This window comes from Novosphingobium sp. JCM 18896 (assembly GCF_025938095.1).
Lineage (GTDB): Bacteria > Pseudomonadota > Alphaproteobacteria > Sphingomonadales > Sphingomonadaceae > Novosphingobium.
Genome location: NZ_JAPCZF010000005.1, coordinates 104,532 through 127,749, shown reverse-complemented (window position 1 = coordinate 127,749; position 23,218 = coordinate 104,532). Strand labels below are relative to the sequence as shown.

Sequence of the window (23,218 nt, the reverse complement as noted above, 5' to 3'; positions counted from 1 at the left end):
GGCTTACTTGCCCTTCCAGACCGCCGGGCGCTTCTCGACGAAGGCCTTCATGCCTTCGGCCTTGTCCTCGGTCGCGGCCAGGATGCCCCAGGTGCGGCGCTCGTAGAGCAGGCCCTGCTCGAGCGTCGTCTCGAAGGCGACGTTGACCATTTCCTTGTTCAGCAGCGCAGCCATGCGCGGCATGCCGGCGATCTCGGCGGCGATCGCGACGACCGCGTCGACGAAGCCTTCGACCGGGAGGATGCGCGCGACGAGGCCCGACTTCTCGGCCTCGACCGCGTCCATCATGCGGCCGGTCAGGCACAGGTCCATCGCCTTGGCCTTGCCGATCGCGCGGGTCAGGCGCTGGGTGCCGCCCATGCCCGGCGCGACGCCGAGCTTGATCTCGGGCTGGCCGAACTTGGCCTTCTCCGAAGCGATGATCATGTCGGCCATCATGGCGAGCTCGCAGCCGCCGCCCAGCGCGAAGCCGTTGACCGCGGCGATCCAGGGCTTGCGCACGACGTTGGCGATGCCCTTCTGCCAGCCGTCGAAGAAGGCCTGGGCGAAGAATTCGGTGGCGGGCTTGTCGGCCATCTCGCCGATGTCGGCACCGGCGGCGAAGGCCTTCTCGCCCGCGCCGGTCAGCACGGCAGCGCCCTGGCTGTCGTCGGCCTCGAAGGCGGCGAAAGCGGCGATCAGTTCCTTCATCACCGTCGAGCTCAGCGCGTTGAGCGCCTGCGGACGGTTGAGCTGGATCAGCGTGACGGCGCCGCGCTGTTCGACGAGAAGCGTTTCGTAGCTCATAGCGGTTTCCATTCCTTGTCGGCCGGCAGCGGCGCGAAGATTGATTCGATCAGTTCGTCGGTGACGAGTTCGGGAGTCGCCGGATCCCACTTGGGATCGTTGGTCTTGTCGACGATCACGGCGCGGACGCCCTCGGCGAAGTCGGGCCGGGTCAGCACGCGCGCGGCGATGCGGTATTCCATGACCATGTTCTCGGCGAAGGAGCCGAGCTTGGCGCTGTCGGCCAATTGGCGCAGCGCCACCTTGCAGGTCTGCGGGCTCTTGGTCTTGAGCGTCGCCAAGGTCTTGGCCGCCCACTCGCTGTCGTCGGATTCGAGCGAGGCGAGGATGTCCTCGTAGCGGTCCGAGGCGAAGTGCCTGGCGATCTCCGCCGCGTGCGCCGCCAGCTTGGGCTCGGGCGCGGTCACCGCGAGCGCCGACAGGACGCCGCCGATCTCGTGGCCGTGGGCGATGCGATCCTTGGCCTCGGCCAGCTTGTCGACGGGCAGGTAATGCGTAGCGAGACCGGCCCAGAGCGCTTCGGCGCCGTCGATCCGCGCGCCGGTGAGCGCGAGATACTGGCCGAGCCGCCCCGGCAGACGCGACAGCCACCAGCCACCGCCGACGTCGGGGAACAGGCCGATGCCGGTCTCGGGCATGGCATAACGCGTGTTCTCGGTCGCCACGCGGAACTTCGCGGGCTGCGAGATGCCGACGCCGCCACCCATGGTGATGCCGTCGATGAAGGCGACGATCGGCTTGGGATAGACCGTCATCAGGTGGTTGAGCTGGTATTCCTCGTAGAAGAACGCCAGTCCCGAGACGCCGTTGTCGGTCAGCGCCGAATTGCGCAGGAAGGCGATGTCGCCGCCAGCGCAGAAGCCCCGCCCCTCGCTGTGGTCGACGATCACGGCCTTGACTGCCGCGTCGTCCTTCCAGGCGACCAGCGCATCGGTCATCGCGTGGTCCATCGCCGCGGTCAGCGCGTGGATCGCCTTGGGGCGGTTGAGCGTCAGGAAGCCCGCGACGCCGTCACGGCGAACGATGAGCTCTTCCGTTGCGCTCACTTCAGCAGGTCCCGGCCAATGATCATGCGCATGACCTCGTTGGTGCCTTCGAGGATGCGATGGACGCGCAGGTCGCGCCAGAAGCGCTCGATCGGATAGTCGCGCAGGTAGCCGTAGCCACCGAAGATCTGCAGCGCCTGGTCGACGATCTGCGAACCGTTGTCGCTGGCGAGACGCTTGGCCATGGCGGCGAAGCGGGTTTTGTCGGGCGCGCCGGCGGTGACCTTGGCGGCCGCGAGGTAGAGCAGCGCGCGCGCGGCTTCGAGGTTCGTCGCCATGTCGGCCAGGGTGAACTGGGTGTTCTGGAAATCGGCGATCGGCTTGCCGAACTGCTGGCGATCCTTGGCGTAGGCGATCGCCTCGTCGAGGCAGCGCTGCGCGCCGCCGAGCGAGCAAGCGCCGATGTTGAGGCGGCCGCCGTCGAGGCCGGCCATGGCAAACTTGAAGCCGTCCCCCTCGGCGCCGACGCGGTTCTCGACCGGCACCTTGACGTTGTCGAACGAGACCTGCGCGGTCGGCGACGAGTTCCAGCCGAGCTTCTTCTCGTTGGCGCCGAACGAGACGCCTTCCTGGTCCTTCTCGATGACCAGGCACGAGATGCCCTTGGCGCCCCCACCACCATTAGAGGGGTCGCCGGTACGGACCATGGTGACGTAGAAGTCGTTGACGCCGCCGCCGGTGATGAACTGCTTGGTGCCGTTGACGACGTAGTGGTCGCCCTCGAGGCGGGCCGTGGTCTTGAGCGCCGCGGCGTCGGAACCCGAGCCGGGCTCGGTCAGGCAGTAGGAGCCGAGCTTTTCCATGCCGACGAGCTGCGGCAGATAACGCTGCTTGAGCTGATCGTCACCGAACTTGTCGATGATCCACGAGGCCATGTTGTGGACCGAGATGAACGCCGCGGTCGACGGGCAGCCATAGGACAGCGCCTCGAAGATCAGCGCCGATTCGAGGCGACCCAGGTTGATGCCGCCCATCTCCTCGGAGATGTAGATCGCACCGAAACCGAGTTCGCCCGCCTGGCGCACGACGTCGCGCGGGAAGTGCTTGGTCTCGTCCCATTCCGCCGCCTTGGGCGTGATGGCGTCGGCGGTGAACCGGCGGGCCATTTCCTGAATGGCGAGCTGGTCTTCGGTGAGGCTGAAAAGGTCGGTCATGGCGCGCGCTGTATCCGATTTAATCGCTCGGTTAAATACCTTCGATCGAGATTTTTCAGCACCTGCATAGCGCCGCTTCCCACACCGTCACCCTGACGAAAGTCAGGGTCATGACGACGGATCTGGGGAAACCGGGCGCCCAACGAAAAACGGGGCGGTCGCCCGCCCCGTTCTCGTTTCTTACATCGCTCCGGCTCAAGCCAGGGCGGCGATGATGTCCTTGCCGAACAGGTCTTCGTCCGACGGGATGACCTTGGTCTGCTTGAGCGGCTTCGAGACCCAGGTCTCGTTGATCAGGTCACGCCAGGTGATGTTGTTGTTGGTCGAGTTGCCGCCCCACGAGCCGCAGCCCAGCGAGAAGGTCTGGCGCATGCCGTTCCACAGGTTGCCCGAGTTCGACGGCGCCTGCGGCTGGTTGACCATGACGCGGCTGGTCTTGGTGTTCTCGGCCAGCTTGAGGATGTTCTCGTCGTTGGTCGAATAGATGCCACACGAGTGGCCCTGGCCCTGGTAGGCCTGGATGCCGTTGGTCAGCGCGATCGCCTCGTCGATGTCCTTGGCGCGGTAGAGCGCCATCGTGACCGAGAGCTTCTCGCCCGAAAACGGCGCGTCGGCGCCATAGTTGCTCTCGGGAACGATCAGGAAGGTCTTGCCTTCGGGCAGGTCGATGCCCGCCATGCCGGCGATCGTGCCGGCGGTCTGCGCGACGATCGCGGTGTTGAGCGCGCCGTCCTTCCAGATCGTGTCCTGCAGCTTCTGCTTGTTCTCGCCCTCGACGATGAAGCCGCCTTCCTTCTGCAGCTTCTCGAGCATCTGGTCGTAGACGGAGTCGAACAGGATCACCGAATTGTCCGACGAGCACGAGGCCGCGAGATCGAGCGTCTTCGAGACGCGGATCTTCTCGGCGGCGTCGTCGAGGTCGGCCGTGTCGTCGACGGTGATGACAGCGTTACCCACGCCGACGCCGAGCGCCGGAGTGCCCGACGAGTAGGCGGCGAGGACCATGGGGCCGCCACCGGTGGCGAGCACGCGGTCGCACTGCTGCATGACCTGGTTGGTCTTCTCGACCGAGGGCACCTCGATCGGGATGACGAGATCGGCCGGGGCGCCGAGCTTGACCAGCGCATCGCGCATCTTGTCGCAGATGATCTTGTTGGTGATCTTGGCGCGCGGGTGCGGACAGATGATGATCGAGTTGCGGCCCTTCACGGCGCTGATCGCCTTGATGACCGGGGTCGCCTCGGGATTGGTCGAGGGCGACAGCGCGCCGATCACGCCGACCGGCTTGGCGATCTTGACGATGTTGCGCTCGGGCAGTTCCTCGATCACGCCCACCGACTTGTCGTCGATGATGTCCATCAGCGCGGCGCGGGTCTTGCGGCTGATCTTGAGGAACTTGCCGTCGTAGTTGCCCAGCTGCGATTCATCGACCGTGTGCTGCGCGATCTCTTCGGCGACGCCCGGCTGGGCAACGGCCCAGACCATGCCGCGGATCAGGCGATCGACCTGCTCCTGCGTGTAGTGCTCGATCTGCTGCTGCGCGGCACGCGAGCGAGCGATCAGTTCGGCGACTTCCTTGGCTTCGGGCGTGTCGGCAATCGGGCGGGCAGCGGCCATCTTCTTGTCCTATCCTTCGCTATTCACCGCGACGTCATGAGGCTGCCGGCCTTCGCTGCGCATGCAGCAAGGCCGGCGATCCTCAGGCATCCGGCTCCACGCCGCCCCTGCACTTTTGCCTTGCACCGTTCAAGATGATTCGCCGCAAGGGATGTTGCGCAAAACGGCATGGTCGCTTGTCTGTGATACTGCCGAGATAGTGCAGCATTTTGCGCGATCAAGCTGCAGCACGGATTGCACAAATTCGACAAAACGAACGCATGTTCGTGATGTCGAAGCAACTCGCCTGTTGCCCTCCCCCCGCGGCTTCGCCATGAACGCAGCGACGACGATGAACAGCAGGACTTCCGCGTGACCCAACCCTCCATCGATTCCGCCCAGTTCCGCCAGGTGCTCGGCTCCTACCCGACCGGCGTGAGCGTGGTCACGGCGATGGGCGCGGACGGTCAGCCGATTGGCATGGTCGTGGGCACCTTCACCTCGGTCTCGCTCGACCCGCCGCTCGTCGGCTTCCTGCCCGCCAAGAACAGTTCCTCGTGGCCGCAGATCGAAGCCGCAGGCCATTTCTGCGTCAACGTCCTCGCCAGCGACCAGCAGGAAGTGTGCAAGCAGGTCTCGGCCAAGGGGCCCGAGAAGTTCGTCGGCGTCGAATACGAGATTTCGCAGCACAACCTGCCGGTGATCGCCAATTCGATCGCGCGCATCGAATGCTCGATCCATTCGGTGGTCGAGGCCGGCGATCACTGGATCGTGCTCGGCAACGTGCTCGGCCTCGAGATCACCCGCGACGACGATCCGATGCTGTTCCACCGCGGCCGCTACGGCGGTTTCGCCGAACTGGCCTGAGACCGCTCTTGACTCTCCCCCCGCCAATGCTGTTCGGGTGTACAGCATTGTATCCGATCGGGAGAGCATCAAGATGACGAGATCACTGAACGGCCGCGTCGCGGTCATCACGGGCGCGGGTTCGGGCATGGGCCGCTCGATGGCGCTGCGTCTGGCCGAAGACAGCGCGAAGATCGCGATCTGGGACATCAACGGCGAAGGCGCCGAAGAGACCGCCAAGATGGTGCGCGACGCCGGCGGCACGGCCATCGCCATCACCGCCGACTGTTCGGACCCGGCGGCGATCAAGGCCGCGGCCGCACAGACCCGCGCCGAACTCGGCAAGATCGCGATCCTGATCAACAATGCCGGCATCGCGCCGTTCACGCCGTTCCTCGAGATCGACCTGGCGCTGCTCGAGAAGGTGCTGCGCGTCAACACGATCGGTCCGTTCCTGGTCACTCAGGAATGCGTGCCCGACATGATCGAGGCCAAGTGGGGCCGGATCATCAACATCACCTCGTCGTCGGTGCAGTCGGGTTCGGCTCTGCAGACGCACTACACCAGTTCGAAGGGCGCGCTGCTCGGCTTCACCAAGTGCCTGGCCATGGCACTGGGCGAGCACGGCATCACCGCCAACATGATCCCGCCGGGCTCGATCGACACGCCGATGCTGCGCAGCGCCGAGATCATGCAGGAACCGGGCCGCGTCGAAGCCTATGGCAAGGCGCTCCCCGTGGGCCGTATCGGCACGGGCGAGGACATCGCCGCCGCCGCGGCCTTCCTCGCCTCGGACGAGGGTGGCTACATGACCGGCCAGACGATCAGCGTGAACGGCGGCCGCTACATGGGGTCGGCCTGATGGCCTCGGGCGCCTTCACGGTCGACGTCGAAGGCGCCACCCTGGCAGGCGAGCGGCGCGGTGCGGAAGCACCGCCGCTCGTCCTGCTCCACGGCATGGCCGGCGAACGCGGCGACTGGGATCGCCTGATACAAGCCCTGCCCGCCGACTATCCGATCCTCCGTTACGACCTGCGCGGCTTCGGCCTGTCGGACAGCGACGATCGCGAATATTCGCATAGCGACGATCTCCTCGCCCTGTTCGACACCCTCGGCATCGACCGCGCCACCGTGCTCGGACTGTCGATGGGCGGCGGTGTCGCGCTCAACTTCGCGCTCAGCCATCCCGACCGGGTCTCGCGCCTGATCCTGATCAGCCCCGCCATCGTCGGCTGGGAATGGTCGGCCGAGTGGAGAGGCCTGTGGCGCGACGTGTCGCGCGCCGCGCGCGACGGCGACCTGGCGCTCGCCCACGAACGCTGGTTCCAGCATCCGATGTTCGCGGTGGTGCGCGAGAGCGAAGCCGCGGACGACCTGCGCCACGCCATCGACTCCTATCACGGCCGCCAATGGATCCGCGATCCGCAGCGGATGGAACTGCCCGACGTGGATCGACTCCACACGCTCGCCATGCCCACGCTGCTGCTCACCGGCGAACACGACGTCGCCGACATGCGCCTGATCGCCGACGTGATCGCAGGTGCGGCACCCCAGGTCAGGCGGATCGACTTCGCCGGCGCGGGGCATATGCTGCACATCGAACGCCCCCAAGAGGTTGCGACCGCAATCCTGGGATGACGTCCCGGCGCGGACTGGGCAAGATGGCCATTCAGCCCAGCCGGAGCCTCCCCATGCGCGCCCTTCTCCTCCCCGCCCTGCTCACCCTCACCGCCGTCCCCGTTGCCGCGCAGGAACGCCCCTCGCCCGAGCGGCTACGCGCCGACGTCACCAGGCTCGTCGGCTTCGGCACCCGGCATACGCTGTCGACCACCACCGATCCCAAGCGCGGCATCGGCGCCGCGCGCGACTGGGCGGCGGCGGAATTCACGCGGATCGGCAAGGCCTGCGGGCAATGCCTGACGGTCGAACGGATAGCGCGGCGCTTCGTCGGCCCGCGCGCGCCCGACGGGGTCGTGGTCGAGAACGTGCTCGGCGTGCAGCGCGGCACCGATCCCAACCGCTACGTCATCGTCGGCGCACACATCGATTCGATGGCGGGCGACGTGATGGATTCCAAGGCCGACGCGCCGGGCGCCAACGACGATGCCTCGGGCGTGGCACTCGTGCTTGAGGCGGCGCGGATCCTGTCGAAGCAGCGCTTCGAGGCGACGATCGTCTACGCCGTGTTCTCGGGCGAGGAGCAGGGCCTGTGGGGCGGTACGCTGCTGGCCGACACCGCCAAGGCGCGCGGCTGGCAGGTCGATGCCATGCTGAACAACGACATCGTCGGCAATTCGATCGGCCAGGGCGGCGTCGCCGCGGGCGATCGCGTGCGGGTGTTCTCGGAAGGCGTCGCCAAGGCCGAGAGCCTGATCGAAGCGCAACAGCGCCGCGGCGACGGCAGCGAGGACGACGGCCCCAGCCGCGCGCTGGCCAAGGCGGTCGACCATATAGCGGAAGCCCTGCCCGGCGGGCTCGACGTGGTCGTCGCGCGGCGGCCCGATCGCTTCGGCCGCGGCGGCGATCACGAGCCGTTCCTCGCGCTCGGCTATCCCGCGGTGCGCTTCACCGTCGGCGCCGAGAACTGGGATCGCCAGCACCAATACGTGCGCACCGAGAACGGCCGCGCCTATGGCGATACGGTGGAAGGCGTCGACTTCGACTATCTGGCCAAGGTCACCGCGATCAACATGGCCACGCTCGCGCGGCTGGCGAAGGCGCCGGCCGCCCCGGCGCGCGTCCAGGCCGCGGGCGCGCTCAGCCGCGACACGACGCTCGCCTGGGCGCCCGTGCCCGGCGCGGTCCGCTACGTCGTGCGCTGGCGCGAGCAGGAAGCGCGCGACTGGACCGGCTCGCAAGTCGTCGAGGGCGCGACCAAGGTCGTGCTTACGAACAAGCCGGTCGACGACACGTTCTTCGGCGTCGCCGCGGTGGGCCGCGACGGTGCCGAAAGCCTGGTCACTTTCGCGGGAAGAGCCGCGATCGAGGCCCCTGCCCCGCGCCGGTGAGCCCCGCGAGGCCACCCCAACATGGTAAAAGCTAAATTATTCAAAGTGTGGCCAATGTCACAGACTGGGACAGCGAGTCCGGCGAGAAGGTTCCTGCAGGCCAACGAAGGCCCGCCAACAAAGGGAGCCAATCGTGGTCAGGAGCGCAGAAGCCTATGTGATGGACGTGTCCCATGCGGACGAGTCCTGGTCATACGAGGCGCCGGACGATTTCTCGCGGCCGGAGTACCGCCACGCCGAACCATCGCCCTTCCTCGACGACCTGGCCGAACGCATCGCCACGATCTGCGTGCCCCAGGCGGATGCCTGCCATTGCAGCGTCGCCGGCAAGGAAGCGATCCTCGCGCTCTTCGCCGATGACGGGCACATGCGGCCGTTCGAGGAGATCGAGGCCGAGATCATCCGCATCGCGGTGGGCCGCTACAAAGGCCAGATCAGCGAAGTCGCACGACGGCTGAAGATCGGCCGCTCGACCGTCTATCGCAAGATGGAGGAGTTCGGCATCGCCGCGCAGGCCAAGGCGTGAGCGCCGCCGCGGATCACACGACGATCTTGCACAGCTCCGCCGGCGAGGACCTTTCGATCATCCCGTAGGTCGACTGCCCGTCCCAGGTATAGCGCGCACCGCCCTGGTTGTTGGTCATGCCGTTCACCCCGGGATTGCCGACGTGGAAGGTGCCCAAGGTGGTCACGCCCTCGATCCGCGTGATGCCGAGCTCGGATTCGAGTTCGAGCGAGACGTCGTCGCCGCGCGGCATGACGTTGCGCAGGAACGGCACCTTGGTTGCCCGCGCCGCATACATGCGGCCGTCCTGATAGATGTAACCCTCGTTGTAGGTGCTGCCGTCCTCGCGCGGGGGATAGGCGCAGTAGCCGAAGGCGCGGCCGTCGGGGAACACCGCGGCCTGCCAGCAGTGGCCGCGGAAGGCGCCCATCGGCCGCACCGACTGGCGGTGGATGCGATTGCCGACCGCACGGAAAGAGCGCGTCTCGCCATCGACGGTGAACTCGCCCTCGCCGCGATAGGTGTGCTCGACCCGCCAGCCGAAGCCCATCAGGCCGGCGTCGGTGCGCTCGGCCTCGGTCATGCCGACAAGCTTGTCGGGACGCAGATCCTGGGTCCAGCCCGGCGTCGCCATCTCGATCTCGACCTCGAACTTGACCGGCACCTTGCGCAGCGCGGGATCGACCTCGCTGTCGGCAAAGACGCGGAAGCGGCCGGCGATCTGCTCCTCGACGCGGCTGTCATAGGCCTCGTCGTCGAGCCGCACGCGCCACTTGCGGAACGGCTCGAGACATTCGAAGCGCAGCCCGCCGGCGCCGAGCACGCCCGTGTCCGAAGGCAGGGTCGGCGCGCGCTTGCTCAGCCGCAGGATGCGGCCGTCGGGAAAGGCGAAGTTGCCGTCGTAGCGGTGCCGGTCCCAGACCGCGCCTTGCGCTTCGAGGCCGATGCGCGGGAAGGCGAAGGCCCCGTTCTCCTCGAACAGCCAGATCGACGCGCTCTCGCGCATCTCGGGGTCTTCGGGGCGTCCGGGCAGGATCTGCCCATCGAGTTCGGGCTCGAGCCCGCCGGCCCAGTCCTGCGGCATGGCCTTCATCGGATCAGCTCCCGACTTTGTTGAGCCAGGTCGATCTTTCGATCATCCCGTAGGCGGTCTGGCCGTCCCAGGTATACTTGGTGCCGCCCTGGTTCAGCGCAAAACCGGCGAGTTCGCCCTCGCTACCGACCTTGAAGGTGTTGAGGCAGCCCGCGCCCTCGATGCGCGTGATGCCGAGTTCGGACTGCAGTTCGAGCGAAGTGTTGCCGCCCGTGGGATCGAGATCGCTGAGCCAGGGGATCGTCGTCGCCGTGGCCGGATACCATTTGCCGTCCTGATAGACGTAGCCCTCGTTATAGGTCGATCCATCCTCGGCCGGCGGATATGCGATGTAGCCGAAAGCGCGGCCGTCGGGGAAGACCGCGGCCTGCCAGCAGTGGCCGCGGAAGGCCTCGAGCGGACGCACCGACTGGCGATGGATGCGGTTGCCGACGGCCTTGAACTTGCGCTCCTTGCCGTCGAGCCACAGCGTGCCCTCGCCGCGGAACAGCTGCTCCATGCGATAGCCGAAGCCCATCAGGCCGGCATCGGTGCGTTCGCGTTCGCTCATCCGCGCCAGCGCCTCGGGCGTGTTGTCCTGCACCCAGGCCGGCGCCACCATCGTCAGGTCGACCTCGTAGCGCAGCGGCGTCGTCCGCTCGCGGTCGACCGTGCCCGCGGCGATGTCGGCCGAGGTCGTGTCGATCGGCGTGCCTTCGTAGCGAACCTTCCAGCGCTTGTAGGGTTCGACGCATTCGAACTGCAGCCCGCCCGACCCCAGGATCGTCGCGCGCCCGTCAGGCCCGATCGGCGAATGGCTGGCACCGTCGAACTTGCTTTCGAACAGCGCGCGGCCATCGGCGAAAGCGAAGTTGCAATCGTAGCGGTGGTTCTCCCAGACCGAGCCGATCGCCTCGAGCCCGTTGCGCGGGAATGCGAACTCACCGTTCTCCTCGAAGATCCAGACCGAGGCGCTTTCGCGCATGTTCGGATCCTCGGGCTTCTCGGTGAGCATGTAGTCGTAATGCTCGGCCAAACCGCCGCGCCACGCCGCTTCGTCCATCCTCTGCGCTCCTCTGGAGTCGTTATAATGAAAAGGCCGCGCAACCATGGCGGTTGCGCGGCCCCGTTCAAGCGTGAGTTACTACGCCGTGGCGATAGTGTTCACTATCAGAACTCGTAGCGGAGCTCCCCGCCCCACATCCGCGGCAGGCCGGGGTTGACGACGTTGGTGTTGCCACCGTTCGATGCGGCGTTGCCGCCCGACCAGTAGCGACGGTTGCCGAGGTTGCGCACGAAGGCCGAGGCCGAGAGCTTCGAGCCCATGATCTCCGACCAGGTCAGCCGCGCGTTGAACAGCGCATAGCCCGGCAGGGTCGTGTTCGGGTTCACCGTGTCGCCGACGTTGGAGAAGTTCATCTTGGTCTGGCCATAGGCGTCGCCGCGCAGGGTCAGCTTGCCGGCATCGCCCAGCGGCACGCCGACCTCGGCGAAGACCGTGCCGCTCCACTTCGGCACGTCGGCGAAGGGACCGTAGTTGATCGTCGAACCCAGGATCGACACCGCGTTGCTGGTGTAGCGGGCATTGGTGTAGTTGCCCGAGGCGCCGAACTGCAGGTACTCGGTCGGCCGCACCGAGAAGTCGAATTCGAAGCCGGTGATCTGCGCCTTGGGCACGTTGACCGTCAGCAGCGAGACGCCGTTCGCGGTGAGGATATAGGCCGAGCGCTGGATGTTCTTGACCCACTGGTTGAACACGTCGGCGTTGAAGGTCACCGGCACGCCCAGGCTGTTGCCCGAATACTTGATGCCGCCCTCGATGTCCTGCGTGGTCTCGGGCAGGAACAGGTTGCCGCCGCTGGCCGCGGTGACGTTGAGCGGCGTGACCGAGTAGTTGTAGCCGCCCGCGCGCCACGAACCGCGATGCGCGACGTAGACCAGCAGTTCGGGCGTGACCTGATAGTCGAGGCTGACGGTCCAGCTCGGCTTGCTGGCCGATGTCTTCTCGGTGCCCGGGAAGAACGGCAGGAAGGCCGAACCCGGCAGCTGGAAGATCTCGGTCTTGTCGTGGGTGTAGCGGAAGCCGCCGGTCAGGCTGAACTGGTCGGTGACCTTGAACGAGGCCTGGGCGAAGCCCGCGACCGACTCGGTCGAGATCTGCGCGGTATAGGCGAAGGGCGCTGCGAAGATCGGCTGGCCGAAGGTCAGGTTCGAGACAATCCGGTCACGCTGGTTGAGGTAGTAGAAGCCCACCACGTAATCGAGCCGGCCATCGATCGCCTTGCCCTGGAGCTGGAGCTCGTCCGAGATCTGGCGCGTGTTCAGGCGGAAGCCGTTGGTCGGGACGACCTTGACCTCGTTCGCGGTCAGCGTGCCCTGGGTCTCGAAGAAGTGATAGGGCGAGCCGTCGTAGTCGTAACCGTCGTCCGACTTGGCGCGGTTGTAGCCGAAGATGTTCTTGAGCGTCAGGTCCGAGCTCAGCTCGAACTCGGTGGTGTTGATGACGTAGGTGTTGCTGGCCTTGTGATAGGGCGGATAGGACGCCAGCGACTCCCAGGGGCCGAGCTGACGCTGCAGCGCGACCGCGGCGTTGAGGCCGCCCTGGAACACCGCCGGATGGGTCGCCAGATAGGCAACCAGGCCCGGGCTCGTCGCCGGGTTGAGCAGGCAGTAGGCCGCCGTGCCGTTGGCCGGGTTCGCGCAGTTAACCGGATTGACCGACCACAGCTGGTACGGCGTGTTGGTGCCGTCCTCGTCGGTGTACTGGAACACGGTGGTGTTGGTCAGGCCCGCGGTCGGCGTCAGCTTGAGCGAGGCGCGGACCGACTTCTGATCGAGATCGCCGTACTTCTCGCCGGTGAAGTAGTCGCGCACGAAGGCGCCGCCGCCGGTCCAGCTGCCGGCCACGCGCAGCGCGCCGATCTCGCCGAGCGGCAGGTTGACCGCGCCTTGGACGTTGCGCGCGTCGTAGGAGCCATAACGGCCCTGGACGTAGCCGCCGAACTCGTCCGTGGGCTTGGCGGTCTGGTAGAGCACGGCGCCGCCGGTGGCGTTGCGGCCGAACAGCGTGCCCTGCGGGCCCTTGAGCACCTGGATGCCGCCCATGTCATAGAAGGTCGAGGCGTTGTGCGTGACGATCTGCACCTCGTTGACATAGGGCAGCACGCTCGGCGGCGAGTTGGTGAAGGTGTCGACGCTCTGGCCGCGGATCGAGTAGTTGAACGAATGGACACCGCCGTTCTGGCGGATGACGAGGCCTGGCACGGCCGACTGCAGGTCGTTCTCGTTGTTGATCGCGCGCTTGGCGAGGTCCGCGCCCGAGATCGCGGTGATCGCGATCGGCACCTTCGACAGACTTTCCTCGCGACGGCGGGCGGTAACGATGATCTCGTCACCACTGGCGTTCGTATCGGCACTGTCTTGAGCATAGGCCGGCGCGAACGGCACCGAGACCCCGGCCATAAGGCCGGCGACGATCAACTTCCTCATAATTTCCTCCTCATTTCACGCTCGGGCGCAAAATCTTCTTCTATCGAACAGCGGCACAAATATTATTATCCGAGAGCGCGCCGGCACTCTCGGTTATTGAAGCTCTATTGATTCATTTGGAACACTGGTGTCACGCGCGTTTTGCCCGCCGGGGCGATTTCGACACGCCACCGCAGCATTTGCGCAACACTCGCAGCGGGAGGCATGCCGGCACGCCTCCCGCCGAGCCGGATCACCGCTTGTCGTAGGTGATCGGCAGCGACTCGATGGTGTGCGTGGCCACGGTCGGCAGATAGGTGATCTCGCTCTCGGGGATCGCGAGCTTGATGTTCTTGAGCTGGCGCGCGACTTCCTGCGCGGCGAGCTTGACCTCCATGCGCGCCAGCGCGATGCCGACGCAGCGGTGCGGACCGCCGCCGAAACCGACGTGACGACCCAGGTTCGGGCGGGTCATGTCGAACTTGCGCGGCTCGGGGAACACGGTCTCGTCGTCGTTGCCCGAATCGTAGACCAGCAGCATGTGCGAGCCGGCCGGGATCGTCGTGCCGTTCACCACGGCATCCTTGACCGCCATGCGCGAGAGCGCACGCACCGGCGGCTCGTTGCGCAGATGTTCCTCGACAAAGCGGTTCATCTTGCGCTCGTCCTCGGCGACTTCGAGCAGCGTTTCCATCATGCCCGGCTTGGTTGCGAGCACGTAGAACAGGTTGCCGATCGCGGTCGCGGTGGTGTCGTTACCGGCGATGACCATCGCGCGGATCAGCGAGACGGCTTCCTCAAAGGTCAGCTTCTCGACCGTGCCATCGGCATTGGTGACCTCGGCATGGACGATGTCGGAGATCATGTCCTCGCGCGGCTCGGCCTCGCGCTCCTTCATCTTGCCGATCAGGTACTGCTGGAGCTCGGCGATCTTGGCGGCGTTGGCCAGCATCGTCTCGCGGCTCTGCATCGCGCCGATCTGCGCGGTGACGGCCATCGACCATTCGACGATCTTGTCTTCCATGCCGTGGTCAAGACCCATCTGCTCGACGATGACGCGGATGGTCAGCGGCTGCGAGATGTCGCGCACGGCATCGCACGAACCCTTGTCGGCGAATTCGGCGACGAGATCGCGGACGATCGCGTGCAGGCGCGGCTCGAGCTCCTTGACGCGGTGCGCGGTGAAGGCGCGCTCCATCAGCTTGCGGATGCGCGTGTGGTACGGCGGGTCCGACATGATCGCGTCGGGGAAGTAGCCGCCGCCGTGCTCCTTGAGATAGGCGCGGAACTCGTCCTGCATGCCGCGTGCCTGCTGCTCGTGGTAGCCGTGCTGGACCGAGAAGGTGACCGGGTCAGACTGGACCGCCCAGATGTCCTCGTGGCGCGTGACCAGCCAGGAATTCAGGCCCTTGTCGTGATAGATCGGCTGCCCCTTGCGCATGGCGCGGTAGAAGTCGCGCGGATGCGCCTGGATGCCGTGATCCTTGAGCGTGCCTTCGTCGAGCAGGCGCTGCTCCTCGGCCGACAGCGGCAGCCGCTCCGAAACTGGGGTGTCCGTCGTCTGCGTCGCCATGGGCCTATCCTACTCGCCAAAATCTGGTTTCAATGCGCAGCGAGGCCGGAAAGACCGGCCTTGCTCGGGTTCAGCATATATCATGGAAACCGGCGCGCGGATAAGCCATGCCCATCTTCGAAGCGCGGCTTGTCTCAAGAGGTAAGGCATCGCTCAGCGCCCGAGCGATGCGGAGGCCGACCCGCCGAACGGGCCGGCCAATACGTCAGTAGCTGGAAGCCGGTGCGACCGTGACCTCGAGGCCGTCGAGCTCGGGCGACATCTTGATCTGGCAGCCCAGACGGCTGTTTTCCTTCATCACGTCCGCGACCATGTCGAGCATGGCGAACTCGATGTCGTCGGGCTCGCCGACCTTGGCGAACCAGTCGCCGTTCACATAAACGTGGCAGGTGGCGCAGGCGCAGCCGCCGCCGCAGTCGCCCATGATGCCGGCGACGTCGTTCTGCTTGCCCAGCTCCATCAGGCTGGTGCCTTCCTCGACCCCATCGAACGTCTTGGAGACGCCGTTGACGTCCGTCATCGTGACCTTGAGATTACCCACTTCGACAACCCTCCTAGATCCGCCCCGCGGAATCATTGCTCCCCATGCCCAAGAAACGGCCACGACGCAAAGGCTCCTGCAAGCGGCGTCAGTTGACTGCGGGCGCACCCTTCAAATCTTGCTTGCTGACCAAATTCTTAGCAGCAGCCACCCCCTTGTCAATTTGCCGATGACCGATGTGATCGATTGGCCACCGCCATGGAAAACCGCTTCTGCCCTACCAGTCATTTGGCGTAGTCTGCTCTGAGCCTATTGGACAGAACAGCAAATTTGCAGCGCCTTAGGGCTCCCGGGGCGCCGCGACGAGGAGAGGCCAGTGGCCACGACACTTATCCGCAACGCCACGATTTTCGACGCGACCGGCGCGAAGCCGTTCCAGGGCAACCTGCTGGTCGACGGCAACAAGATTTCCGCGGTCGGCGCCGCCGCCGCGAGCGCGCAGGCCGATAGCGAGATCGACGCGACCGGCATGTTCTGCATGCCCGGCATGACCGAGGGCCACGCGCACCTCTCGTTCGAGGGCGTCTGCGCCACCGAGAACCTGATCACGCCCACGCCCGAGGAACAGGTCTTCACCGCCGCGCGCGGCGCCAAGGCGCTGATCGAGATGGGCTTCACCAGCTCCTACGGCGCCTCCGAGGCCAAGCTGCGCCTCGCCGTCGCGGTGCGCAACGAGGTCAACGCCGGCCGCCTGCCCGGCCCGCGCATCCGCGCCGGCGGACTCGAGCTCAGCGTCACCGGTGCGATGGGCGACGAGAGCAAGGAGCACGATCTGCGCCCCGGCGGCCCGTCGCAGATCGTCGACGGCGTCGAGGAAATGCGCAAGGCCGTGCGCTTCCAGATCCGCGAGGGCATCGACAACATCAAGCTCGACGTCTCGGGCGACCCCTTCTACCCCTCGACCCCCGGTGCCTGCACACCGATGACCTTCGAGGAGATCAAGGTCGCGGCCGACACCGCCCACGGCCTCGGCCGCAAGATCAACGCGCACACGCGCTCGGTCGAAGGCTCGAAGCACTGCGTCCGCGCCGGCGTCGACGGCCTGTTCCACTGCGAGTTCTCCGACGAGGAAATGCTCGACCTGATGGAAGAGGCGAAGGATCGCATCTTCGTCTCGCCCACGGTCGGCCTGCTCCACCAGATCATGACCGGCGAAGCCGCGGGCAATGGCCTTTCGGCCGAGATCGGCGGCTACATGGGCATCGGCGAGCTGCTCGAAAACTCGGCCCGGACCCACACCGAACTGCGCAAGCGCGGCATTCGCCACCTGATCGGCGGCGACTACGGCTTCGGCTGGTCGAAGCAGGGTGAGCAGGCGAAGGACATCGCCCTGTTCATGAAATACTACGGCTACTCGGCCGAGGAAGCGCTGATCTGCGCGACCCGCAACGGCGGCCGCGCGATGATGGACGGCGACAGCCTCGGCACTCTGGAAGCCGGAAAGCTCGCCGATTTGATCCTGGTCAATGGCGACGTGCTGGCCGACGTGTCACTCCTGACGGACCATGGGCGCATTGCGCTCGTGATGAAGGATGGCGCGATCCAGCGGATCTCGCCCGCACTCAACCAATCCCACCATTCCCCCGCGCTCGAAGCCGCGGAATAAGGAGTCACGCCTAATGAACGTCGAAACCGGCAAGCTGAAGCCCGGTGAGGCCCGGTGCCCGGCCGAGACCACGCAGGAGATCATCGCGCGCGACAAGGTCGCCGCCCCTGCCTGGGCCGCCAGCGAGAGCTACGAATACCTCGGCAGCGAGGACGTCTCGAAGGAACGCTACACCACCGCCGAATTCGCCCAGGGCGAGTTCGACCGCATGTGGACGCGCACCTGGCAGATGGCCTGCCGCGAGGAGCACATCCCCGACGTCGGCGACTACTACGTCTACGATCTCGGGCCCTATTCCTTCGTCGTCACGCGCAGCGGCGAGGACCAGATTCAGGCTCATTTCAACTCGTGCCTGCATCGCGGTACCAAGCTCAAGCCCTCGGGCACCACGGGCTTCTCGAACAACCTCAAGTGCCCGTTCCACGGCTGGACCTGGAACCTCGACGGCAGCCTCAAGGAAATCCCCGAGAAGTGGGACTTCAGCCACACCGAGGGCCGCAAGATGTGCCTGCCCGAAGCCCGCGTCGAGCGGCTGGGCGGCTTCGTCTGGATCAACATGGATCCCGACGCGCCGAGCCTGACCGACTATCTCGGCAAGGAAATCATGGAGCACATGAAGGCCTGGAAGCTCGAGGACCGCTACATCTACCTGCACGTCCAGAAGAGCTACCCGGCCAACTGGAAGCTGACGATGGAAGCCTTCATGGAGGCCTATCACGTCGGCGACACGCACCCGCAGGTTGCGCCCGCCAACGGCGACGTCAATTCGCAGTACGACTGGTACGAGGATCACGTCGACCGCTTCATCTCGACGCTCGGCGTGGTCAGCCCCAAGCTCTACGGCAAGTATTCCGAGCAGGACATCGTCGAGAACTTCACCATGGGTGACAGCTCGTCGATGGGCGGGCAGAAGCCGCAGCTCAAGGAAGGCGAGCGCGCGCGCCAGGTCATGGCCGACATGTTCCGCAACATGTTCGAGACCGCGACCAAGACCGATCTCAGCCACGTCTCGGACACCGAACTGCTCGACACCTACAGCTACACGTTCTTCCCGAACCTGTTCCTGTTCCCGGGCATCTCGCTGCCGATGATCTATCGCTTCCGCCCCGACGCGCGCGACCATCGCCGCACGATCTACGAAGTGATGTTCATGCGCCCGCGTCCCAAGGACGGCACCGAGGTCGAGACCGCCGAGGTCGAGATCCTACAGGATCACCAGTCGTTCTCCGAGGCGAAGGGCATGGATCCGGGCTTCGGCCACATCCTCGATCAGGACACGGACAACCTCTACGCCCAGCAGGAAGGCCTGGAAGCCAGCTCCAAGCCCGGCATCACGCTCGGCGACTATCAGGAAATCCGCATCCGCCACTTCGAGAAGACGATCGACAAGTACATGGCGATGGGCCCCAAGCTGCCGAACTGGGACAAGCTCCAGCGCGACTGCTGATGTGCCGCACGCTTAGTCGATGAAATTGCGGGCGCGTCCTTGGTGGGCGCGCCCGAACTGCGCAAAGAACCAAAACATGCGGACGGCGCCCCCTTGCCATCCGCCAACCGGGAGAGATTTCCATGCGTGCAACCCTGCGCCGCCCGCCGGCCGAGGAACTGGTCCTCTATTCGAAGGACCCGAAGACCAAGATCGCGACGATCACGCTGAACCGCCCCGACGCGCTCAACGCGCCGACGATCGCGGCGCGCCTGCGCTTCGCCGAACTGGTTCACCGCGCCAACATCGACGACGACGTCAAGGTCCTCGTCATCAAGGGCGAAGGCAAGCACCTGGGCTCGGGCGCCGATCTCGAGGAACAGGACGGCATGCTCAACCCGCAGCCGGGCACCTCGCTGCTCCACGAGTTCAAGATTCCCGAGGACGGCTCGGTCAAGTATCCGCCGGCGGGTTCGTACCGCTTCCTCGGCTCGATCACCAACCTCTATGCCGACGACAGCTTCGGCTGCCGCTCGCTGCAGAACTTCAAGAAGATCTCGATCCTGCAGTGCAAGGGCTACAACTACGGCTGGCACTTCTACCTCGCCGGTGACGCCGACATCGTCGTCTCGTCGGACGACGCATTGTTCGGCCACGCCGCCTTCCGCTACGTCGGCTGGGGCCCGCGTATGTGGACCTGGTGCGAGATGATGGGCGTGCGCAAGTTCATGGAGATGGTCTTCACCGGCCGCCCCTTCACCGCCCAGCAGATGTACGACAGCAATTTCATCAACTCGGTCGTCCCGCGCGAACAGCTCGAGGAAGAGACGATGAAGTACGCGCTGTCGTGCTCAATGACGCGTCCGAACGACACCGTCGTCGCGCAGAAGACCTTCTTCGAGATCTACAAGCAATACCGCGGCGAATACATGGGCTCGCTGCTGACCGGCTTCCTCGAAGGCCTCAAGCCGATCATGACCGACGACGCCGGCGGCATGGACCAGGGCCTTGGCGACGACGTCATGGAAAAGGGCCTGGCCAACTCGGTCAAGGACAACGACCTGCGCTTCCCGCCCGATTGGCGCCTGAGCTTCGGCGGACGCGCGAAGCCCTGATGCAGTACACGCAGCTCGGTTCGACGGGCCTGATCGTCTCGCGTCTCGCCCTGGGTGGATCCACGTTCACCCAGGGCGACAAGTCGCTCGGCGCCTTCTACAAGGTCGGTCCCGAGCTCGCGGACGAACTCGTCGGCAAGGCGCTCGACGCCGGCATCAACTACTTCGACACTGCCGACGTCTATGCCAGCGGCCAGTCGGAGGAGCTGCTCGGCGCCGCGCTCAAGCCGCATCGCGATCGCGTGGTACTGTCGACCAAGGTCGGCAACCGCGGCGCGGGCAATCGCGAGCTGCTGCATTCGGGCCTTTCGCGCCGGCACATCCTGTGGTCGGTCGACCAGAGCCTCAAGCGGCTCGGCACCGACTGGATCGACTACTACATCGTCCACAAGACCGACGTCTTCACACCGCTCGACGAGACGCTCGAAGCGCTCGACGCGGTCGTGAAGGCCGGCAAGGTCCGCTACATCGGCTATTCGAACTGGCCGGCCTGGGAAGTGGCCAATGCGGTGGCCGAGCAGAAGGCCAGGGGCCTCGCGCGGTTCAGCCACGGCCAGATGTACTATTCGCTGCTGGGCCGCGACGTCGAGCGCGACACCACGGCGATGATGAAGCACTTCGGGCTCGGCATGACCGTGTGGAGCCCCCTCGCCTACGGTTTCCTCGCGGGCAAATACACCGCCGAGGACATGCAGAAGGACGACAACCGCTTCGCCAATTTCGACTGGCTGAAGTTCGACCGCGACCAGGCCTTCGCGCTACTGCCGATCCTCGAGGAGATCGCCAAGGCCAAGGGCTGCTCGATGGCGCAACTGGCGATCGCCTGGCTGCTGACGCGGCCGCAGGTCGACAGCGTCCTGCTCGGCGCGACCAAGACCCATCAGCTCGAGGACAACCTCGGCGCGGTCGACGTCGTGCTCGACGAAGAGGATCTGAAGCGGCTCGACGAGGCGACGCGCAACACGCCGATCTATCCGAGCTCGGACTGGGTCGAGATCGACGGCCTCGTCCGCAAGCGGCTGGGAGCACACCGCAAATGACTGATAGTCCCGGCGCCCTCGCCGGCATCACCCTGATCGAGATCGCCGAGCGTCCGGCCGGCGAGAACACCGGCAAGCTGCTGTCCGACTTCGGCGCGACGGTGATCAAGGTCGAGCGCCCGGGCGGCGCGCCGACACGGCGCATGGGGCCGTTCAAGAACGGCGAATCCGCGCTGTTCGCCTTCCTCAACACCAACAAGAAGTCGGTCGTGCTCGACCTGACGCAGCCTGCGGACCGCGCCACGCTCGACAAGCTGCTGGCGAAGGCCAACGGGCTGATCGACGATCACGACGAAGCCTGGGGCGCCAGGCACGGCCTGACCGCTGCCGAAGTCGCCCAGGCCCATCCGCACCTGGTCCACTGCGCGATCACGCCGTTCGGCCAGGGCGCCCCCGCCGAATGGCAGAACGCGCGTTCGATCAACGTCATCAACGCCGGCGGCTGGGCCTATCACTCGCCCAGCGAGATGCCGCACGAGAAGCCGCCGCTGAAAGGCGCCGGCCGCTTCCTGCCCGACTACGAAAGCGCGATCGACGCGGCCATGGCGACGCTCGCCTCGCTCCATCGCCAGCGCAAGACCGGCAAAGGCCAGTTCATCGACCTGTCCGAGGTCGAAGTGCAATTGAACCGCATCGACTGCGTGCTCGATCGCATGGTCGCCGGCGACGCCGATCCCAGCGACGAGCGCACGGCCTACGACATGGGCGGCCCGGGCACCTCCTTCGCCGCCAAGGACGGGCACATCTACCTGTTCATGACCACCAAGGGCCACTGGAACGGTCTCTGCAAGCTCATGGGCGATCCCGCCTGGGCCAAGGAGTTCCGCGAGGACTGGCTCGAGTTCGACTGCACCAAGGAAAACGTCGTCCGCTTCCGCGAGAAGTTCTCCGAATGGATCATAGGCCAGGAAAAGCTGGCGATCAGCGAGGCCGCGCAGAAGGGCGGCGTCGCCATGGTGCCCGTCAACACCGCCGCCGACCTCCCGCAGCACGAGCAGTTCATCCACCGCGGCTTCTTCCAGCAGGCCGAGCATCCGGTCTTCGGCACGGTCTCCTACCCGACCGTGTCCTACAAGATGAGCGCTAGCCCCGTACGCGTGGTCACCCCCGCCCCCGCGCTCGGCGCGCACGATAGCGAAGTGGAGGGCCTGTGATGACCCATCCGGCAACCCGTGGCCCCGGCGGACCGCTCTCGGGCGTTCGCGTGCTCGAGATCACCAAGGTCTGGGCCGGGCCCTACGCCGGCAAGATGCTCGCCCATCTCGGTGCCGAGGTGATCAAGGTCGAGTCGATGTCGAACCTCGACGAGATGCGCGCCTATGGCGGCGTCGACATCAACGCCGCGCCCTATTTCACCTCGATCAACCAGGAGATCCTCTCGGTCCAGGTCAACATGAAGACCCCCGAGGGCCTCGATCTGGTCAAGCAGATGGTCGCGCAGTCGGACATCGTCATCGACAACATCCGCCCCGGCGCGATGGAGCGTTCGACGCTCGGCTACGAAGACCTCAGGAAGATCAAGCCCGACATCATCCAGTGCTCGATCAAGATGTGGGGCAACGAAGGCCCGCTCGGCTATCAGACCGGCTATGCGCCGAGCTTCGCCTCGCTTTCGGGCCTGACCGCGCTGGTCGGGCATGAGGGCGAGACGCCCAAGGGCATGAACATCCGCTATGGCGACAGCTCGTCGGGCGCCTGCGCCGCGCTGGCCTGCATCGCCGCGCTGCACCACCGCGAGAACACCGGCGAAGGCCAGTACATCGATCTCGCCGCGGTCGAATCGATGACCAGCCTGCTCGGCGACAGCCTGTTCTCCTACAGCGTCACCGGCGAAGTCCCGCAGCCCGACGGCAACTTCCATCCCGAGATGTGCCCGCACGGCGCCTACCCCTGCCAGTTGACCGACTGGATCAGCCTGGCCGTCGGCACCGAGGACGAATGGCGTGCGCTCTGCACCGTGCTCGGCGAGGATGACCTGGCGAGCGATCCGCGCTTCGCCACCTTGGCTCAGCGGCTCGATAACCGCCATGCGCTCGACGCGGCGATCGCCGATCTCACGGGCCACCAGGACGCCGCCGAACTGGCCGAACAGCTGCGCCACGCCGGGGTCCCCGCGTTCAAGTCGATGAGCTCGATCGACCTCTGCTCGGACGACTATCTCTGGGGTCGCGAGGCCTATCGCATGGTCAGCGACCACAAGAACGGCAGCCGCCCGATCATCGGCCCGTCCTGGCGGATCAGCCCCGAAGGCCCCAAGGTCGAACGCGGTGCACCGCTGCTCGGCGAGCACAACGATTACGTCTATCGCGAAATCCTGGGCTTGTCGCAGGAGCGATTGGACGATCTGATAGCGCGCAAGGTCGTCGACTGATTCATCCTCCCCGGAACGGGGAGGGGGACCGCGACGCCGCAGGCGGCGTGGTGGAGGGGGCTCTC

20 protein-coding genes are annotated in these 23,218 nt (G+C 65.9%); 11 read left to right on the top strand and 9 right to left on the bottom strand.

The window, feature by feature from the left end:
* Positions 1–3: 3 nt before the first annotated feature.
* The 4 genes from OLX23_RS17870 to OLX23_RS17855 form a co-directional block, all read right to left on the bottom strand.
* Entirely contained in the window at positions 4–786 is a 783-nt protein-coding gene (locus OLX23_RS17870) for an enoyl-CoA hydratase-related protein (RefSeq protein ID WP_264446395.1), read from the bottom strand.
* The gene (locus tag OLX23_RS17865; RefSeq protein ID WP_264446394.1) at positions 783–1,832 is read right to left on the bottom strand and encodes an enoyl-CoA hydratase/isomerase family protein; all 1,050 of its coding nucleotides are present in this window, start codon (positions 1,830–1,832) and stop codon (positions 783–785) included. The genes OLX23_RS17870 and OLX23_RS17865 overlap by 4 nt, the downstream gene beginning before the upstream one ends.
* On the bottom strand, positions 1,829–2,986 hold the full coding sequence (locus OLX23_RS17860) for an acyl-CoA dehydrogenase family protein (protein ID WP_264446393.1): 1,158 nt from the start codon (positions 2,984–2,986) through the stop codon (positions 1,829–1,831). Before OLX23_RS17860 ends, OLX23_RS17865 begins: the two co-directional genes overlap by 4 nt.
* A gap of 195 nt (positions 2,987–3,181) precedes the next feature.
* Positions 3,182–4,603, bottom strand: coding sequence for an aldehyde dehydrogenase family protein (locus OLX23_RS17855; protein ID WP_264446392.1), 1,422 nt, complete (start codon positions 4,601–4,603; stop codon positions 3,182–3,184).
* A 351-nt stretch (positions 4,604–4,954) separates the two neighbouring features.
* On the opposite strand from OLX23_RS17855, the gene OLX23_RS17850 reads away from it, so the two are divergent.
* From OLX23_RS17850 to OLX23_RS17830, 5 genes are all read left to right on the top strand, one after another.
* Positions 4,955–5,449 carry a flavin reductase family protein gene (locus tag OLX23_RS17850; protein WP_264446391.1) on the top strand — a complete coding sequence of 165 codons (495 nt, stop codon included), beginning with the start codon at positions 4,955–4,957 and terminating at the stop codon, positions 5,447–5,449.
* A gap of 73 nt (positions 5,450–5,522) precedes the next feature.
* The gene (locus OLX23_RS17845; RefSeq protein ID WP_264446390.1) at positions 5,523–6,290 is read left to right on the top strand and encodes an SDR family NAD(P)-dependent oxidoreductase; all 768 of its coding nucleotides are present in this window, start codon (positions 5,523–5,525) and stop codon (positions 6,288–6,290) included.
* Positions 6,290–7,066 carry an alpha/beta fold hydrolase gene (locus OLX23_RS17840; RefSeq protein WP_264446389.1) on the top strand — a complete coding sequence of 259 codons (777 nt, stop codon included), beginning with the start codon at positions 6,290–6,292 and terminating at the stop codon, positions 7,064–7,066. The genes OLX23_RS17845 and OLX23_RS17840 overlap by 1 nt, the downstream gene beginning before the upstream one ends.
* 53 nt (positions 7,067–7,119) lie before the next feature.
* On the top strand, positions 7,120–8,436 hold the full coding sequence (locus tag OLX23_RS17835) for a M20/M25/M40 family metallo-hydrolase (RefSeq protein ID WP_264446388.1): 1,317 nt from the start codon (positions 7,120–7,122) through the stop codon (positions 8,434–8,436).
* 133 nt (positions 8,437–8,569) lie between these two features.
* Complete coding sequence (locus OLX23_RS17830) at positions 8,570–8,962, top strand: helix-turn-helix domain-containing protein (protein ID WP_264446387.1); 393 nt, start codon at positions 8,570–8,572, stop codon at positions 8,960–8,962.
* Positions 8,963–8,975: 13 nt separating this feature from the next.
* Here OLX23_RS17830 and OLX23_RS17825 read toward each other — a convergent pair whose 3' ends face one another.
* The 5 genes from OLX23_RS17825 to OLX23_RS17805 form a co-directional block, all read right to left on the bottom strand.
* A complete protein-coding gene (locus tag OLX23_RS17825) occupies positions 8,976–10,034 on the bottom strand; it encodes a hypothetical protein (RefSeq protein ID WP_264446386.1) in 1,059 nt (352 codons plus the stop codon).
* Between the two features lie 4 nt (positions 10,035–10,038).
* Positions 10,039–11,076 (bottom strand): hypothetical protein, encoded by a 1,038-nt coding sequence (locus tag OLX23_RS17820; protein ID WP_264446385.1) that lies wholly within the window; start codon positions 11,074–11,076, stop codon positions 10,039–10,041.
* Between the two features lie 107 nt (positions 11,077–11,183).
* A complete protein-coding gene (locus tag OLX23_RS17815; protein WP_264446384.1) occupies positions 11,184–13,502 on the bottom strand; it encodes a TonB-dependent receptor in 2,319 nt (772 codons plus the stop codon).
* Between the two features lie 232 nt (positions 13,503–13,734).
* Positions 13,735–15,054, bottom strand: a complete 1,320-nt coding sequence (locus OLX23_RS17810; RefSeq protein ID WP_264446383.1) for a cytochrome P450 — start codon at positions 15,052–15,054, stop codon at positions 13,735–13,737.
* Positions 15,055–15,259: 205 nt separating this feature from the next.
* The gene (locus tag OLX23_RS17805; RefSeq protein WP_319641334.1) at positions 15,260–15,595 is read right to left on the bottom strand and encodes a 2Fe-2S iron-sulfur cluster-binding protein; all 336 of its coding nucleotides are present in this window, start codon (positions 15,593–15,595) and stop codon (positions 15,260–15,262) included.
* 316 nt (positions 15,596–15,911) lie between these two features.
* On the opposite strand from OLX23_RS17805, the gene OLX23_RS17800 reads away from it, so the two are divergent.
* The 6 genes from OLX23_RS17800 (at position 15,912) to OLX23_RS17775 (ending at position 23,153) form a co-directional block, all read left to right on the top strand.
* Positions 15,912–17,201 (top strand): amidohydrolase family protein, encoded by a 1,290-nt coding sequence (locus tag OLX23_RS17800; RefSeq protein ID WP_264446382.1) that lies wholly within the window; start codon positions 15,912–15,914, stop codon positions 17,199–17,201.
* Positions 17,202–17,214: 13 nt separating this feature from the next.
* A complete protein-coding gene (locus OLX23_RS17795) occupies positions 17,215–18,648 on the top strand; it encodes an aromatic ring-hydroxylating oxygenase subunit alpha (RefSeq protein ID WP_264446381.1) in 1,434 nt (477 codons plus the stop codon).
* 122 nt (positions 18,649–18,770) lie between these two features.
* Positions 18,771–19,742 carry an enoyl-CoA hydratase/isomerase family protein gene (locus tag OLX23_RS17790; protein ID WP_264446380.1) on the top strand — a complete coding sequence of 324 codons (972 nt, stop codon included), beginning with the start codon at positions 18,771–18,773 and terminating at the stop codon, positions 19,740–19,742.
* On the top strand, positions 19,742–20,782 hold the full coding sequence (locus OLX23_RS17785) for an aldo/keto reductase (protein ID WP_264446379.1): 1,041 nt from the start codon (positions 19,742–19,744) through the stop codon (positions 20,780–20,782). The genes OLX23_RS17790 and OLX23_RS17785 overlap by 1 nt, the downstream gene beginning before the upstream one ends.
* Positions 20,779–21,936, top strand: a complete 1,158-nt coding sequence (locus tag OLX23_RS17780; protein ID WP_264446378.1) for a CaiB/BaiF CoA transferase family protein — start codon at positions 20,779–20,781, stop codon at positions 21,934–21,936. The genes OLX23_RS17785 and OLX23_RS17780 overlap by 4 nt, the downstream gene beginning before the upstream one ends.
* The gene (locus OLX23_RS17775; RefSeq protein ID WP_264446377.1) at positions 21,936–23,153 is read left to right on the top strand and encodes a CaiB/BaiF CoA transferase family protein; all 1,218 of its coding nucleotides are present in this window, start codon (positions 21,936–21,938) and stop codon (positions 23,151–23,153) included. The genes OLX23_RS17780 and OLX23_RS17775 overlap by 1 nt, the downstream gene beginning before the upstream one ends.
* The last annotated feature ends 65 nt before the right edge of the window (positions 23,154–23,218 follow it).

What these genes read in the sequence shown, in the direction of transcription:
- OLX23_RS17870 (WP_264446395.1), bottom strand. Translation starts at nt 786, where the DNA reads ATGAGCTACGAAACGCTTCTCGTCGAACAGCGCGGCGCCGTCACGCTG.
- OLX23_RS17860 (WP_264446393.1), bottom strand. Translation starts at nt 2,986, where the DNA reads ATGACCGACCTTTTCAGCCTCACCGAAGACCAGCTCGCCATTCAGGAA.
- OLX23_RS17855 (WP_264446392.1), bottom strand. Translation starts at nt 4,603, where the DNA reads ATGGCCGCTGCCCGCCCGATTGCCGACACGCCCGAAGCCAAGGAAGTC.
- OLX23_RS17845 (WP_264446390.1), top strand. Translation starts at nt 5,523, where the DNA reads ATGACGAGATCACTGAACGGCCGCGTCGCGGTCATCACGGGCGCGGGT.
- OLX23_RS17840 (WP_264446389.1), top strand. Translation starts at nt 6,290, where the DNA reads ATGGCCTCGGGCGCCTTCACGGTCGACGTCGAAGGCGCCACCCTGGCA.
- OLX23_RS17835 (WP_264446388.1), top strand. Translation starts at nt 7,120, where the DNA reads ATGCGCGCCCTTCTCCTCCCCGCCCTGCTCACCCTCACCGCCGTCCCC.
- OLX23_RS17825 (WP_264446386.1), bottom strand. Translation starts at nt 10,034, where the DNA reads ATGAAGGCCATGCCGCAGGACTGGGCCGGCGGGCTCGAGCCCGAACTC.
- OLX23_RS17820 (WP_264446385.1), bottom strand. Translation starts at nt 11,076, where the DNA reads ATGGACGAAGCGGCGTGGCGCGGCGGTTTGGCCGAGCATTACGACTAC.
- OLX23_RS17815 (WP_264446384.1), bottom strand. Translation starts at nt 13,502, where the DNA reads ATGAGGAAGTTGATCGTCGCCGGCCTTATGGCCGGGGTCTCGGTGCCG.
- OLX23_RS17810 (WP_264446383.1), bottom strand. Translation starts at nt 15,054, where the DNA reads ATGGCGACGCAGACGACGGACACCCCAGTTTCGGAGCGGCTGCCGCTG.
- OLX23_RS17795 (WP_264446381.1), top strand. Translation starts at nt 17,215, where the DNA reads ATGAACGTCGAAACCGGCAAGCTGAAGCCCGGTGAGGCCCGGTGCCCG.
- OLX23_RS17790 (WP_264446380.1), top strand. Translation starts at nt 18,771, where the DNA reads ATGCGTGCAACCCTGCGCCGCCCGCCGGCCGAGGAACTGGTCCTCTAT.
- OLX23_RS17785 (WP_264446379.1), top strand. Translation starts at nt 19,742, where the DNA reads ATGCAGTACACGCAGCTCGGTTCGACGGGCCTGATCGTCTCGCGTCTC.
- OLX23_RS17780 (WP_264446378.1), top strand. Translation starts at nt 20,779, where the DNA reads ATGACTGATAGTCCCGGCGCCCTCGCCGGCATCACCCTGATCGAGATC.
- OLX23_RS17775 (WP_264446377.1), top strand. Translation starts at nt 21,936, where the DNA reads ATGACCCATCCGGCAACCCGTGGCCCCGGCGGACCGCTCTCGGGCGTT.